The sequence below is a fragment of the Cellulomonas sp. P1_C4 genome (assembly GCF_056406355.1).
Genome location: NZ_JBFUAI010000002.1, coordinates 222,383 through 235,102, shown reverse-complemented (window position 1 = coordinate 235,102; position 12,720 = coordinate 222,383). Strand labels below are relative to the sequence as shown.

The 12,720-nt window shown below is 70.4% G+C and carries 13 protein-coding genes; 5 read left to right on the top strand and 8 right to left on the bottom strand.

The genetic code is table 11. From position 1 onward, the window contains the following. Nucleotides 1-17 precede the first annotated feature (17 nt). The 4 genes from AC1DYZ_RS02620 to AC1DYZ_RS02605 all read left to right on the top strand — a co-directional run bounded on the left by AC1DYZ_RS02620 (nucleotide 18) and on the right by AC1DYZ_RS02605 (nucleotide 2,703). The gene (locus AC1DYZ_RS02620; RefSeq protein WP_477063663.1) at nucleotides 18-1,298 is read left to right on the top strand and encodes an alpha/beta fold hydrolase; all 1,281 of its coding nucleotides are present in this window, start codon (nucleotides 18-20) and stop codon (nucleotides 1,296-1,298) included. Between the two features lie 85 nt (nucleotides 1,299-1,383). Further along, nucleotides 1,384-1,854 (top strand): SRPBCC family protein, encoded by a 471-nt coding sequence (locus AC1DYZ_RS02615; RefSeq protein ID WP_477063662.1) that lies wholly within the window; start codon nucleotides 1,384-1,386, stop codon nucleotides 1,852-1,854. Between the two features lie 220 nt (nucleotides 1,855-2,074). Further along, nucleotides 2,075-2,305: a FitA-like ribbon-helix-helix domain-containing protein gene (locus AC1DYZ_RS02610; protein ID WP_477063661.1), complete on the top strand. Its 231-nt coding sequence runs from the start codon at nucleotides 2,075-2,077 to the stop codon at nucleotides 2,303-2,305. Then, complete coding sequence (locus AC1DYZ_RS02605; RefSeq protein ID WP_477063660.1) at nucleotides 2,302-2,703, top strand: type II toxin-antitoxin system VapC family toxin; 402 nt, start codon at nucleotides 2,302-2,304, stop codon at nucleotides 2,701-2,703. The genes AC1DYZ_RS02610 and AC1DYZ_RS02605 overlap by 4 nt, the downstream gene beginning before the upstream one ends. A 1-nt stretch (nucleotide 2,704) precedes the next feature. On the opposite strand, the gene AC1DYZ_RS02600 is transcribed toward AC1DYZ_RS02605, so the two are convergent. The 5 genes from AC1DYZ_RS02600 to AC1DYZ_RS02580 all read right to left on the bottom strand — a co-directional run bounded on the left by AC1DYZ_RS02600 (nucleotide 2,705) and on the right by AC1DYZ_RS02580 (nucleotide 9,226). After that, the gene (locus AC1DYZ_RS02600) at nucleotides 2,705-3,733 is read right to left on the bottom strand and encodes an LLM class flavin-dependent oxidoreductase (RefSeq protein ID WP_477063659.1); all 1,029 of its coding nucleotides are present in this window, start codon (nucleotides 3,731-3,733) and stop codon (nucleotides 2,705-2,707) included. Nucleotides 3,734-3,817: 84 nt separating this feature from the next. Then, the gene (locus AC1DYZ_RS02595) at nucleotides 3,818-5,116 is read right to left on the bottom strand and encodes a glycosyltransferase (protein ID WP_477063658.1); all 1,299 of its coding nucleotides are present in this window, start codon (nucleotides 5,114-5,116) and stop codon (nucleotides 3,818-3,820) included. A 13-nt stretch (nucleotides 5,117-5,129) separates the two neighbouring features. Next, nucleotides 5,130-7,349: a glycoside hydrolase domain-containing protein gene (locus tag AC1DYZ_RS02590; protein WP_477063657.1), complete on the bottom strand. Its 2,220-nt coding sequence runs from the start codon at nucleotides 7,347-7,349 to the stop codon at nucleotides 5,130-5,132. A 135-nt stretch (nucleotides 7,350-7,484) separates the two neighbouring features. Further along, the gene (locus tag AC1DYZ_RS02585; RefSeq protein WP_477063656.1) at nucleotides 7,485-8,375 is read right to left on the bottom strand and encodes an HNH endonuclease; all 891 of its coding nucleotides are present in this window, start codon (nucleotides 8,373-8,375) and stop codon (nucleotides 7,485-7,487) included. 53 nt (nucleotides 8,376-8,428) lie between these two features. After that, nucleotides 8,429-9,226 carry a nuclease-related domain-containing protein gene (locus tag AC1DYZ_RS02580; protein WP_477063655.1) on the bottom strand — a complete coding sequence of 266 codons (798 nt, stop codon included), beginning with the start codon at nucleotides 9,224-9,226 and terminating at the stop codon, nucleotides 8,429-8,431. Between the two features lie 232 nt (nucleotides 9,227-9,458). Between AC1DYZ_RS02580 and AC1DYZ_RS02575 the strand changes: the two genes are divergently transcribed. Then, nucleotides 9,459-10,931, top strand: coding sequence for an MFS transporter (locus AC1DYZ_RS02575; RefSeq protein ID WP_477063654.1), 1,473 nt, complete (start codon nucleotides 9,459-9,461; stop codon nucleotides 10,929-10,931). A gap of 25 nt (nucleotides 10,932-10,956) precedes the next feature. Here the strand turns inward: AC1DYZ_RS02575 and AC1DYZ_RS02570 are convergent, their stop codons facing one another. Genes AC1DYZ_RS02570 through AC1DYZ_RS02560 form a run of 3 tightly spaced genes read right to left on the bottom strand, consistent with a single transcriptional unit; the run spans nucleotide 10,957 to nucleotide 12,667 of the window. Then, on the bottom strand, nucleotides 10,957-11,340 hold the full coding sequence (locus tag AC1DYZ_RS02570; RefSeq protein ID WP_477063653.1) for a DUF6188 family protein: 384 nt from the start codon (nucleotides 11,338-11,340) through the stop codon (nucleotides 10,957-10,959). After that, a complete protein-coding gene (locus AC1DYZ_RS02565; RefSeq protein WP_477063652.1) occupies nucleotides 11,337-12,401 on the bottom strand; it encodes a putative T7SS-secreted protein in 1,065 nt (354 codons plus the stop codon). Before AC1DYZ_RS02565 ends, AC1DYZ_RS02570 begins: the two co-directional genes overlap by 4 nt. Beyond that, nucleotides 12,398-12,667, bottom strand: a complete 270-nt coding sequence (locus tag AC1DYZ_RS02560; protein WP_477063651.1) for a hypothetical protein — start codon at nucleotides 12,665-12,667, stop codon at nucleotides 12,398-12,400. Before AC1DYZ_RS02560 ends, AC1DYZ_RS02565 begins: the two co-directional genes overlap by 4 nt. Between the last annotated feature and the right edge of the window lie 53 nt (nucleotides 12,668-12,720).

Genomic DNA, 12,720 nt, shown 5'->3' with positions numbered 1-12,720 from the left:
ACCATAGTGTGGCGCGCATGGCTGACAGCTACGCGATGACGGGGTTCACCGTCCGGGAGCACCGGGTGCAGGTGCCCGTCGACTGGTCCGCACCGGAGCGGTTCGGGTCGATCGAGGTGTTCGCGCGCGAGCTGGTCGACCCCGAGAAGGCGTCCGACGACCTGCCGCTGCTGCTGTTCCTGCAGGGCGGTCCGGGTCATCACGGGCCTCGCCCGCTGGGGGGCGGCTGGATCGCGACGGCCCTCGAGAAGTACCGCGTGATCCTGCTGGACCAGCGCGGGACGGGTCGGTCGTCGCCGGTGGACGGGCGCGTGATCAGCGGGTTCGACGATGCCGTGCAGGCCGCGCACTACCTCGCGTGCTTCCGCGGCGACGCGATCGTGGCCGATGCCGAGCACCTCCGCACGACCGTCTACGGCGGGCGCCGGTGGGCAACCCTCGGGCAGTCGTACGGCGGCTTCCTCACGCTCACCTACCTGTCCCGATACCCGTCGGCCTTGACCCGGTGCTACGTCACGGGCGGGCTGCCGCCGGCGACGGCCACCGCCGAGGACGTCTACGCGGCGACGTACCGTCGGCAGGCCGCGCGCAACCGCGAGCTCGCGCGCCTGCACCCGTCGGACGTGCCGCTGCTGGGGGAGATCGCGGACCGGCTGGACTCGGTCGTGCTGCCCACGGGCGAGCCGCTGACCGTGGAGCGGCTGCAGCAGCTGGGGCAGCCGTTCGGGATGAGCACGGGCCTCGACGAGGTGCACTGGCTGCTGGACACGGCGTTCTCGTCGGACGGAGGGCTGTCCGACGCCTTCCTCGCGGCGGTCGTCCGGGCGACGGGCTTCGACGACGGGCCGCTGTACGCCGTGCTGCAGGAGGTCATCTACCACCAGGGCACCCGGGAACCCGGCTGGGCGGCGCAGGCCGAGCACGACCGCTGGCCGACGTTCGCCGCCGACGCCCGACCGCTCCAGCTCACGGGCGAGGCCGTGTTCCCGTGGATGTACGAGCAGCACCGGTCGTTGCAGCCGTTCCGGGGCGCGGCCGACGAGCTCGCCGGGCGCACGCAGTGGCCGGAGCTGTACGACCTCGACCGCCTGGCGTCGAACGAGGTGCCGGTCGCGGCCGTCCAGTACTACGACGACCCGTACGTGGACCTCGACCTCGCCCTGGCGACGTCCGTCGGCAACCTGCAGGTCTGGATCACGAACGAGCACCTGCACGACGGGCTCCGCGTGGCCGGTGACGCGATCCTGCCGCGGCTGTTCGACCTGGCTGCCGGGAAGGCGCGCGTGACCGGCCGCTAGGAAGTTCTGCAATTTAGGGGTTGCAGTTCGCGGTCGGGCGGGCGTACGTTGATGCAACCGAAAAGTTGCAGAACGGAGCAGATCCATGAACGACTTCACGACGACCTACACGGTGGACCAGACGCCCGAGGAGGTCTTCGACGCCATCACCGACGTGCGCGGCTGGTGGGTCGACGCCATCGAGGGCGGGACGGCCCGGCTCGGCGACGAGTTCGTGTTCCACAACGAGCCGATCCACGTGTCCCGTCAGCGCCTGACCGACGTGGTGCCGGGGGAGCTGATGGAGTGGCTGGTCCTCGACGCCGAGCTGAACTTCGTCGAGGACACGGCCGAGTGGGTGGGCACGCGGATCCGGTTCGAGATCACGCCCGAGGGCGACCGGACCCGGCTGCGGTTCACGCACGTCGGGCTGGTGCCGGCGCACGAGTGCTTCGAGATCTGCCACAACGCGTGGAGCTGGTACATCAACGTGAGCCTGCGCCGGCGGATCACGACGGGCGTCGGCCTCCCTGGCCAGGTGCCCGCCCAGGCGATGGAGGTCGCGGTCCTCGCCTGAGCACCCCGACGCCGAGCGCGCCTTGTCGGGCGCGCTCGGCCGTGGGGTCAGGCGGCCGGCGCCGCCTCCCTGGCCGCTGCCACCAACCATGCCGGCCAGCGCCGTGCCTCTCCTTGTGGGACGGGCTCCAACCAGCGGAGGGGGCCCGTGTGGTGTGGGAACGCTGGGGCGTGGGTTCAGCAAGCAGCGATAGTGCATGCACCGGCGCTAGAATGCAGTCATGACCGTCATCACCGTCCGCGATGTTCCCGACGAGGTTCGCGACGAGCTCGCTGCACGGGCGGCCCGCTCCGGCCGGTCCATGCAGGAGTTCCTGCGCGCGCATCTGATCGAGATCACCGCCCGGCCGAGCGCCGACGACGCCCTTGCCCTCGTCCGTGAGCGCGCCCGGGCGTACCCGAGGCTCACCTGGTCCGAGCTGGCCGCCGAGCTCGCGGCCGACCAGCGGTGAGCGTCGTCGTCCTCGACGCCTCCGCCGCACTGCTGCTGCTCATCGACCCGGGAGAGCCCGGCGAGCGCGTGGCAGCGCGCCTCGCCGGCGCGACGGTCGTCGCGCCGGACCTCCTGCCGCACGAGGTCACCAACGTCCTGCGGCGGCACCGCAACGCCGGGCGGCTCTCCGAGGCCGAGGCGCGCCTGGCACTCGACGGCTTCCATGCCTTGTCGATCGAGCTCTGGCCTCAGGCCGTCCTCGCGCAGCGCGTGTGGACCCTCGGGGCGAACCTGTCGGCCTACGACGCGGCGTACGTCGCCCTCACGGAGCGTGTCGGCGGCGTGCTGCTGACCGCCGACGCACGCCTTGCCACGTCGCCGGGCGTGGCGTGCGAGGTCGAGGTCGTCAGGACGTAAGTCAGGCCGGGGTCCAGCCCAGTCGGGGCGCGATCGACGTCGCGACGTTCTCGAGGATCCGGCGGCTCATCGCGTGGGTGGCGTTGGCGGGCAGGACGATGTCGAGGCCCGTGGCCTCCTGGAGGGCGACGTCGGCCTGCAGGCTGGCGACGACCTCGTCGGGACTCCCGTGGTGCGTCGGGCTGAACACACCGAACCCGGTTCCGGCGGGCGGGCGGCCCGTCGCGTCGAACCGGCCGGCGTACCAGGCGATGTACTCGGCGAAGAGCTCGTCGTCCTCGGGCGTGACGCTGGGGAGCACGATGCGGCCGGCGATCGCCCGCGGTTGCCGGCCGGGGACGTCGAACGTCTCCTTGTAGGCGCGTATCTGGTCGCGTTGCGTCTCCTCGAACGACCGCCCGTCGTCCTCGCTGTTGAGCGTCGAGACCAGCAGGTCCATGCCCTGCTCGGCGGTGCGCACGGCGGTCGCCTTGGATCCCGGGCCGTACCAGACCCGGTCGGCCAGGCCGGGGCTGTGGGGCCGGACGATGAGCTCGGTGCCGGGCGGCGCGATCGGGAAGCCGCCCTCGGGGGCGACAGCGACCGGCTCTCCGGCCAGGGCTGCGCGGAGCCGGGCGATCCGGTGCTGGGACTCGTCGTCGAACGACCGCTCGCTCGCGCCGTAGACCCCGTCGAGGAGCGCCGCCGACGGCTTGATCCCGCCCGCGACACCGAGCTCGAGCCGACCGCCCGACAGCAGGTCGACCGTGGCGGCGTCCTCGGCGACCGCGATCGGGTCGGCGTACCGCATCGGCAGGACCGCGGTGCCGAATCGGATGCGCGTCGTCGCCTGCCCGATGGCGGCGAACAGCGGGAACGGCGACGACAGGAACTTCTCGAGGTGCCGCACGCGCACCCAACCGACGTCGTACCCGAGCTCCTCCGCGAACCGGAACAGGTCGACGGCGTCGCGTAGCGACTGGCCTGCGTCGGCGGGGTCGTCGTAAGGGACGAAGGTGAGGAAGCTGAGCTCCAGGCGGGGGACCGTCACCGGCGCATCGTACGAGTGCGGGACCCCGCAGCTGCCCCGTGGTCTGCGACGTCTCAGTTGTCGGTCAGTCGGGCGAACACGTCCTCAGAAGAACGCGGGCGCCGGCACCCTCGGCTGCGACACCTCGGCGACGCGGTGGAGGATCGCGTCCAGCACGGCGCCGCGATCGAACTGCAGCGCGTGCAGGCGGGCACGGGTCTCCCAGTCGGCGCGCTCGTCGGGAGACATCGCCAGCACGCGGTCCAGGGCTGAGGCAATGGCAGCAGGGGACTCGACGGGGACGATGAGCGCGGTGTCGCCGACGGCCTCGCCGATGCCGCCGGTGTCAGTGGTGATGACCGGGCCGCCGCCGGCAAGCATCTTCTCGGCCAGCGCGATGCCGAACGTCTCGACGAACTCGGGGCGGGGCTTGCTCGGCAGGACGTAGGCGGCGGAGGCGGCCATGAGGTGGGCCTTCTCGTCGTCGTCGACGTCGTCGAAGAACACGATGCGGTCGGCCGCGCTCGACGCATCGGCGATCTCCTGCAGGCGCGTCGCGTCGGGGCCGTTGCCGGCGACGACCAGCCGCAGCGAGTCCGACGCGCGGCTCGCGGCGAAGCCGGCGATGAGGTCGTCGACACCCTTCGCGTGCGCGAGGCGGGAGAGGAACAGGACGTAGCCGTCGGCGGTCAGGCCGCGGGAACCCAGGACCTCCGCGGTCACCGCCGGGTCCAGGTCCAGGTAGGACGCCACGTCGATGGCGGGGTAGGACACGGTGACGCGCTCGCGGCACTGGGCGGCGAACGTGGTGCCGTGCTTGGCGTCGATGGCGGCGGCCTCGGCGATGATCAGCTCGCGCGTGTAGTCGCTGACGGCCAGGCAGACGTCGTGCTCGAGGTAGCTGGACAGCACGTGCGCCGCGGCGCCGAACTCGTCCTTCTCGACGCAGGCACGCACGACGTTGGTGACGTCGGACCCGACCGCTTCAGCGACCGTGGTCACGTTGACCGGCAGGCCCGTGCGGCGGGCGACGTGCACGGCGTCGGCCACCGCGAGCGAGTGCGGGCTCAGGTACAGCGACATGGCGACCGTCGGGACTCCGTCGGTGAACAGCTCGACCAGCCTGCCGACGATCCCGGCGAGCCAGCGTCCGTCGGGGACCTTGTAGTCGCCGACGGGCTCGGGGCGCTCGACCGTGATGCCGGGCGAGTAGGGCAGCACCCCGTCGAGGGGCTTGAGCGGCAGGCCGGTCTGCTGGAGCCGGTCGATGGGCCAGGTGACGATGCGGACGTCGTCGAAACCCCGCTGGAGGGCAGCCTCCGCGAGGTTCCGGGCTTCGCCGGAGTGCCCGCAGATGACCGGGTCGGCTCGGACGACGATCACGAGACGGCGCTCAGTGTTCACGTCGGCTCCTAGGTCAGCGCCGCAGCGCGGTGGTCGGGGGGTTGGTGCTGACGGACGGGGGTCGGACGGTGGTCCCCCAGTCGCTGGGCTCCGGGCCGAGCCCGATGTGCAGGCGCCCGCCGCGGTGGAGCTCCGCGCCCGTCAGCCAGGTGCGATCGAGTCGCTCGCCGTCGAGGTGCACGGACTGGACGTACTGAACCGGGCCGTCAGGTGTCGGCTCGATGAACCCTGAGGTCTCGATGGTGAGATTGCGGTCGCCGACGTCGATCGACGACTCCCGCCACGCGGGCGCGCTGATGAGGAAGAGGTTCTGGCCGGCGACCGGGAAAAGCCCGAGCGACGCCCACACGAACCAGGACGACAGACCGCCGGAGTCGTCGTTGCCCGGCAGACCGCCGCGGCCGGTGCCGAACTGGTTCTGCACGATGGCCTGCACCACCTCGGCCGTCCGGTCGGGCCGGCCGGCGTAGTGGTACGACCAGGGGGCCTCCATGTCGGGCTCGTTGTTGAGACCCTCGAACCGGTTGAGCGCGTAGCCGGCGGCCATCTCCTCCAGGCCGGGCCGGATCCCGGGCTGGACCACGGGCGGCGCGCCGAACCCGAAGAAGTGGTCGAGCTGGGCGACGAAGCCGTCGTCGCCACCCGAGAGCTTGATCCGCGCCGCCATGTCGTGCAGCAGCCGGAACGAGTAGTTCCACCGACCGCCCTCGTAGTACGTCGAGTCCTCGAGCAGGCCCGTGGCCTCGTCGAACGCGTTGACCCAGCGCGCGGCCAGGGGAGCGAACTGGTCGACGAGCGCGGGGTCGCCCACGTGCGCCGCGATCTGCGACGTGCACCAGTACCCGAAGGCCAGGTCGAGCGTGTGGCTGATCGGATGGACCTCCCCCCGCAGCAGGAAGTCCTCGCCGTACGTCCGGCGCAGGTCGTTGTGCATGTGCACGAGCGCCCAGTCCCAGTCCACGCCGGGCAGCCCGAGCTGGCACAGGTCGGACAGGAACGTGTGCGCGAGTGCCGACGCCTGCCGGCTGAACTGGTCGGCGCCGCGGGCCATCCGGTAGCCGATGGGGAGGTTGCCCTCCTCCTCGGAGATGTACAGGAGCGCGTTCGCCAGTTCCACGGCTCGCTCCGGCAGCAGCGTGGTGAGCAGCGGCAGCTGGGTCCGGTAGATGTCCCACATGGTCGCGATGTCGAACGCGAACGGGCCGTCGGCCGGCCAGAACGGTGACTCGTCGGGGGCCAGGCACGGCTTGATCAGGGAGTGGTAGAGCGCCGTCGAGAAGACGGTCTGCTTGTCCTTCGACGGGGTGTCGACGCGGATCTTGCCCAGGGTCGCCTGCCACTCGGCGGCGGTCGCCGCGCGCCGGGACGCGAAGCTGGACGGCCCCGGGCCGCACTCCCGCTCGAGGTTCTCCCGGGCCTGGTCGACGCCCCGCAGCGAGAACCCGAACCGCAGCTCCACCACCTGGCCGGGCTCCGACGGTCCCGCCCACATCAACCCGAACGGGCGCAGGGTGGTGGGCCGGATCCGGTCGAAGTCGAGCCGCGTCCCACCGGGCATGAGCCGGCGGTCGTACCAGAGCATCTGCCGCCAGCGCGGATCGTTGCACTCGACATGGATGGCCAGGGGCGCACCCTCGACGACGATCTCGCCCTGCGCGACCCCAGGGCTGATCGAGTGCAGGTGCGCCCGCAGCGGCACCGTCCGGCCGTACGGGATGGTCAGCCCGCCGAGCGAGAAGTCGATGACCAGCCGCGCGTCGCGGTGCGCGGGGAACGTGTACCGGTGGACCGCGCTCTTCGGGCCGACCGTGATCTCCGCGCGGATGCCGGAGTCGAGCGTCGCGGCGTAGTACCCGGGCTCGGCGGCCTCGTCGACGATGTCCCACAACTGCCCGAGGGCGTCGAGCGGCTGCAGCATCGGGGTGACGCGGAAGTAGTTGTAGTACTTGCGGATGGCGCCGGTGCCGGACTGCTGGAAGTGCGTGAAACCGCTGGCCACCTGGCGCTCATGCATCTCCGTGGGCAGACCCTCGGTGCCGAGGTCGTAGCGCCCGTAGCCCGTGGGGTAGGCGCCGCTGTACGCGCACGCGCTGACCATGCCGAGCGGGTACGTGGCGCCCGGGTGCGTGTTGCCGACCTGCGGCTTCGGCCACCACCACGTCGTCGCGAGGCCTCGTTGGGCGGGCAGGCTCGTGGCTTCCGTGCCGATGAAGGGGTCGACGCGTTCGAACATCGGGCCACACCTCGCGCTCGTCCTCGGGGGTCACAGGGTCGCGTTCGGGCGACCACTGCGTCCGTGCCTCGTGAGGGGGACGTTACGGCGGGAGTGTTGCGGGGGGGTTTCGGGGGTCCCAATCCGGCCGAGCTGTCACCGCGACAAACTGAATCGGTCCCAGCGCCAAGCGAGCAGATCACGATCKGGGTGGTCGGCCTTATGCCGCGGAAGCGTCAATCGCCGCCCGTGCATCGCCTGTATCCCGTGCTGCAGCATGGGCCCGTCCACCTCTGCCAGAACGTCCGTCGCGATCTGGATGTCGAGGTCCGGAGTGATGCCGAGCATGTTCTGGTCGTACGCGGCGTGGTGGATCTTGCAGAGTGCGAGCCCGTTCGGGGTCGTGGGCACGCCTAGCTCTTCAGAGTCGGGCACGATGTGCGCGGCGTCGAGCAGGGCTCCGTGCTTGAGCGTGCACACGGCGCACCGAGTCTCGTAGGCCAGCAGCACTCGCGTGCTGAACGCTGGCTGGTGCAGCCGCTGTTTCGCCAACCGCAGCGCGTACTCGCGCTGGCGAATGTCGAGCGTGCGCAGGTCGCCCATGAACCGAAAGGCCTCGTCGAGCGCGATCAGGAACGTGCGATTCTCGGGGAAGTCGTCGACGACGTAGACGGGCATCACCGGCGTGTAGTAGTTCGCGATCTCCTTGCGGAAGAGGATCAGGGGCATTCCCGTCTCGATCGCGGCTCTCATCTTCTTGTTGTCGCCGCTGAATTCATCGCCGGCCCGATAGGCGTAGTGGAGCAGTCCGTCGTCCGACTCGGTGTCGTCGTATGGCCCCGACGCGGATGCCACGATCGCGAGAGTCGACGAGAAGCTTGCCGGATTCCGGATGCCGCGAGAGAAGTCGATGATCGGCAGGTCCCGCCCGTCGATCCGGAAGCTCAGCAGCTCCTGGCGGTGAAGAAATCCCCCATTGGCCTCGGCGCGCTCCTGGACCCATTCCATGATCCGCACTCGTAAGGCGGCTTCAATCGCGGTGTCCATGCGGCGAGCTCATCAGCTGGCGCGTTCGACCACAAGGCCCAGTCGTGTGAGCGCTACTTGCCCGTCAGATGTGGGAGCAGGTTCAGGGCGAGGAAGAGCCCCGCGCCGACGAGTGCAACACGGAGCAGGGCGGCGCGGACGGCCTTCTGCTGGCGTCGAGCCGCGGCGGCTCGACGCTGCGCCGAGCCTCGCTGAGGGCGGTCGGCGCGAACAGAGACCTGCGCAGACCGCTGCCGGGTCCGCCGAGGCGGCCTGGATGTTGCGGTCACGCCTGGACTCGTCGCACCGCCGAGGTGGCCTTGGAGATAGCGCCCGAGGTCTGCCACGTCGAAGGGAGTCAGCCGGGGAGGCATGCTGGCGAGAAACGCCGGGAGCTGCGCCCGACCAACCACGGTCACGCCCCACGGGAAGCTGGTGGGGTCGAGATCCTGGCTCGCGAGGCAGACGATGCCACGTACTGCCGACCGATGGTTGGGGGCAAGTTGCGCAACCAGGTCCGCCACAGCGGCTGCTACCGACTCGACCTGGCTCGTTCGGTCGTACCCGTTCTGACGAAGCCGCCCGTCGACACCTGTGACGTCCCCTGACCAGTTCTTCGCGTCGACGAGGACCACTCCGCCGGGCCCGAGTGCGACGTGGTCGAGGTTTGCCTTCGGCCTGCCCGGCCAGTGGAGATCATGCAGAGCCGTCCAGCCGTACCGATCCAGGCTCTCGAGGGCGACGGCGACGAGACGCTCGCCCTCTGCGCCTGCAGACCACGCGCGCTGGTCGCGTTGGGCGCGCGCCAGCTGAGCCTGAACCTCGGCGTCCAGCGCCGTTCCGCGTTCTTGCTCGGCGCGCAGCTGGGCCACGCGTCGAGCTCGACGGCTCGCCTGTTCTTCGGCGCCGAATCCTGCCTCGCCCATCGCACCTCCGCTGCTGCTTCGGCCGACCGGGAGTCGCACTTGAGGTTGACGGCAGTTCTCTCGTGAATCGGGAACTGCGTGTTTCTGTCGCCCCGATTGCGGCCGCACTCAACCGGGGGGAGCGTTGGCGGCGACATGCGCACAGGCCGCGTCAGGACCCTCCCGAAGGACAGAGCTCATGGCGGAAGCGTCCAAGGCACCCGCCTACCAACCCCCGACCGTCCCCCGCAGCGCGTGGAACGCGCTCATCGTCCTCATGGCCGGCATGTTCATGGCCCTGCTGGACACGACGATCGTCAACGTCGCGCTTCCGACGATCCGGAACAGCCTCGATGCGTCGGAGGCGACGCTCAGCTGGATCATCAGCGGGTATGCGCTGGCCTTTGGCATCGCGCTGATCCCTGCGGGGCGGGTGGGGGACCGGATCGGGCACAAGTGGGTCTTCTTCACCGGCCTGCTGCTGTTCACCGTCGCCAGCCTGTTCTGCGGGCTCGCGCAGACGAGCCTCCAGCTGATCATCGCGCGTGTGGTTCAGGGGCTCGCCGGCGGCATGTTCGTGCCCGGCGTCACGGCCATGATCCAGCTGCTGTTCCAGCCCGCGGTGCGCGGCAAGGCGTTCGCGATCCTCGGGTCCGTTATCGGAGTCTCGACTGCCCTCGGGCCGATCCTCGGTGGGTTGATCATCGAGGCGTTCGGCGACGAGAACGGCTGGCGGCTCGTCTTCTGGGTCAACATCCCGATCGGGATCATCGCGCTGATCGCCGCCGCGAAGATCCTTCCGGCCGGGCACGAGGGACAGGCCAAGCCGGGTTACGACTTCGTCGGGCTGGCGTTGCTGACGTCGGGGCTGGTCGCCGTGCTGGTGCCGTTGATCGAGGGCCAGGACAAGGGGTGGCCGGCGTGGACGTTCATCACGCTCGCCGCGGGCGTGCTGCTGATCGTCGCGTTCGCGCTGTGGGAGCTGCGGATCTCTGACAAGAACCCGATGGTGCCGCCACACCTGTTCTCGCACCCCCAATTCACCGGCGGGACGATCCTCGCGCTGGTCTACTTCGCGGCATTCACCAGCATCTTCTTCACCATCTCGCTGCTCTGGCAGGCGGGTCTCGGGCACACCGCGCTGGAGTCCGGCGTGGTCGGGGTGCCGTTCGCGATCGGCAGCATCATCGGTGCGTCGCAGAGCAACCGGCTGTCGCAGCGGCTGGGCCGCACCGTCCTCATCGTCGGCACCGCGATGGTCTGCGTCGGGCTGGTCTGGGTGTGGCTGGTGCTCCGGATCGAGCCGGCGGCCGACCTGGTCAACTGGGACCTGCTGGCTCCGCTGCTCATCGCGGGCATCGGCAGCGGTCTCTTCATCGCGCCGAACGTCCAGTTCATCGTCGCGACGGTCGACCGGTCCGAGGCCGGGTCGGCCAGTGGCGTGATCAGCGTGATGCAGCGCGTCGGGTCGGCCATCGGCATCGCGGTCATCGGCAGCGTCCTGTTCGGCACCCTGCACATCACCGGCCCCGCGGACGTCCAGCAGGCGTTCGTCGACGCCGCCGCGCACGCCATGGCGGTGAGTGCTGCGCTGTCGATCGTCGCGTTCGCGCTCGTCTTCGTGCTGCCGAGGAAGGTGAACGCGTACGGCGGGCCGCCGCCGACGGAATGAACACAGCGCTCGGGCGTGCGCGTCACTATCCGTTGGTGAGGCCGAAGGTCACCAATTCAGGCCCGGGTGCGCAGAGGTATTGCACGCCGTTAGGCGCGAGCGCCTCCCAAGACTCGTAGAGCGGAATCGGTCGGGCGACGAGCCGACTGCCGTCCGAGAACGTCAACGAGAGAGTGCAACTCGCATCTGTGGATGCCTTCCGGATCGTCAGTCCCGCGAGCACGTTGAAGGTGAGGTCACCGGAGCGGTCGGTCTCACCGATCGCAACGATGCTTGTTGAGCCGGCGTGCTCGAACGCCACGGGAACCTCGATCACAATCCCGCCGCCTCCGATGGCGTCCAGCCGCAGGGAGTAGTCGAACGCGACCGTGTCGACGACCCAGCCGTCGAAGTGAAGGTCCACGATCACCAACCCTCCGGAATGGGGTAGCCCCCGTCGGGCGCGATGTGATGATGGGTCTCGGCGTGGCTCCCTGGCCTGCCCTCGATGCTCAATCCCTGACCCGATTCGTTGGTGTACCGCACATAGCCTCGTTCATATAGATCGGTCGGCTCGGCGAGCCGGAAGCCAGAGGCCTTGAGGCGGCCAGCTGCGAACTGTTCCGGATCCTGCCAGACCCACCCCTTTCCATTCAGCGCGCGAAACTTGATCCAACCCGTCTTCCCACCTGGTGGAGGCGCCGGATCGGCAACGCCCGTGAGCCCAAGCTTGTTGGTTACCCGCTCACCCTCCGGCAGCCGATCCAGCGCGGACACAGGCTCCTCAGCCGCGTGCTGCATCAGCGACCCGGCGCCCCCCGCGACGAGCACGGCACCGGCGCCGATCAGGGCGGCCGACGCGATGTTGATCGGCACGCCGGCAACGGCGCCGACGCCGGTGGCATCGAGTGCGAAGCCGCCGACCTCACCCCCGGCGCCGAGCTGGATCAGGACCATGCCGCCCACCAGTGCGGCGACGTCCTCGGGGTGCTGACCGGCCGCGTGGCCGACGGAAAGAAGGGTGTTCGCGGCGTCGATGCCTGCGTTGGCGCCGGCGTGCCAGGCTCGCGACCACCAGTCGCCGACGTGGTCGGCCCAGGTCGGTGACTGCGGTGCCCAGGACGCCGCCTCGTCGATGCGGCGGGCGGCCTCGTCGCCGGACCGCTCCAGTTGGTCACGGGCGTCGGACAGGACGTCGGCCGCCTCGGCGCGCAGCCGCTCGCCGTCGGGCGAGGTCGCGGCGAGGGCGAGCAGCTGGTCGGCGTGGCGCGCGCGGGCGTCGGCCCACGCGACGGTGTCGGCGTGCCGCTCGAGGGCGTCGGCCGCCGCGGTCATGGCATCGGCCGCCCGGAACCACCGCGCGGGCTCGGCGGCGTAGCGGTCGCGAAAGGCCTCCGCCGCGGGGCCGGTCCAGCCGTCGGTGCACGCCGAGCGGAGCTGCTGGCCGGCGTCCTCATACGACGCGGATCGCGCTCGGAGCTCGGTGATCACCGCAGGCCCAGGAGGCGTTCGGCGACGAGTTCGTCGGTCGAGCGCGTCGACGAGACGACGTCGCGAAGGCCCGTGCCGGCGGCCGAGGCGTCGGTCGTGAGCACCTGATGACCCCGGGTCCACGCGGCCCCGAACCGAGCGAGCGCGGCGTCGAGGCGGCCGTGGCCGACGCGGGCAACGGGGATGGCACCGTCGAGGTCCGAGGCGGCATCCAAGCGCCTCGCGACCGCGAGCAGCTCCTCGGCGTCGAGCTCGAAGCCGTCCATCGATCTCTCCCTCGTCCGTCGACCAGCGGGACGTTAGCGACGATCACCGGGAC

Excerpts from the sequence above, each read along its gene's own strand:
- AC1DYZ_RS02620 (WP_477063663.1), top strand. The coding sequence starts at position 18 with ATGGCTGACAGCTACGCGATGACGGGGTTCACCGTCCGGGAGCACCGG.
- AC1DYZ_RS02615 (WP_477063662.1), top strand. The coding sequence starts at position 1,384 with ATGAACGACTTCACGACGACCTACACGGTGGACCAGACGCCCGAGGAG.
- AC1DYZ_RS02610 (WP_477063661.1), top strand. The coding sequence starts at position 2,075 with ATGACCGTCATCACCGTCCGCGATGTTCCCGACGAGGTTCGCGACGAG.
- AC1DYZ_RS02590 (WP_477063657.1), bottom strand. The coding sequence starts at position 7,349 with ATGTTCGAACGCGTCGACCCCTTCATCGGCACGGAAGCCACGAGCCTG.
- AC1DYZ_RS02575 (WP_477063654.1), top strand. The coding sequence starts at position 9,459 with ATGGCGGAAGCGTCCAAGGCACCCGCCTACCAACCCCCGACCGTCCCC.
- AC1DYZ_RS02560 (WP_477063651.1), bottom strand. The coding sequence starts at position 12,667 with ATGGACGGCTTCGAGCTCGACGCCGAGGAGCTGCTCGCGGTCGCGAGG.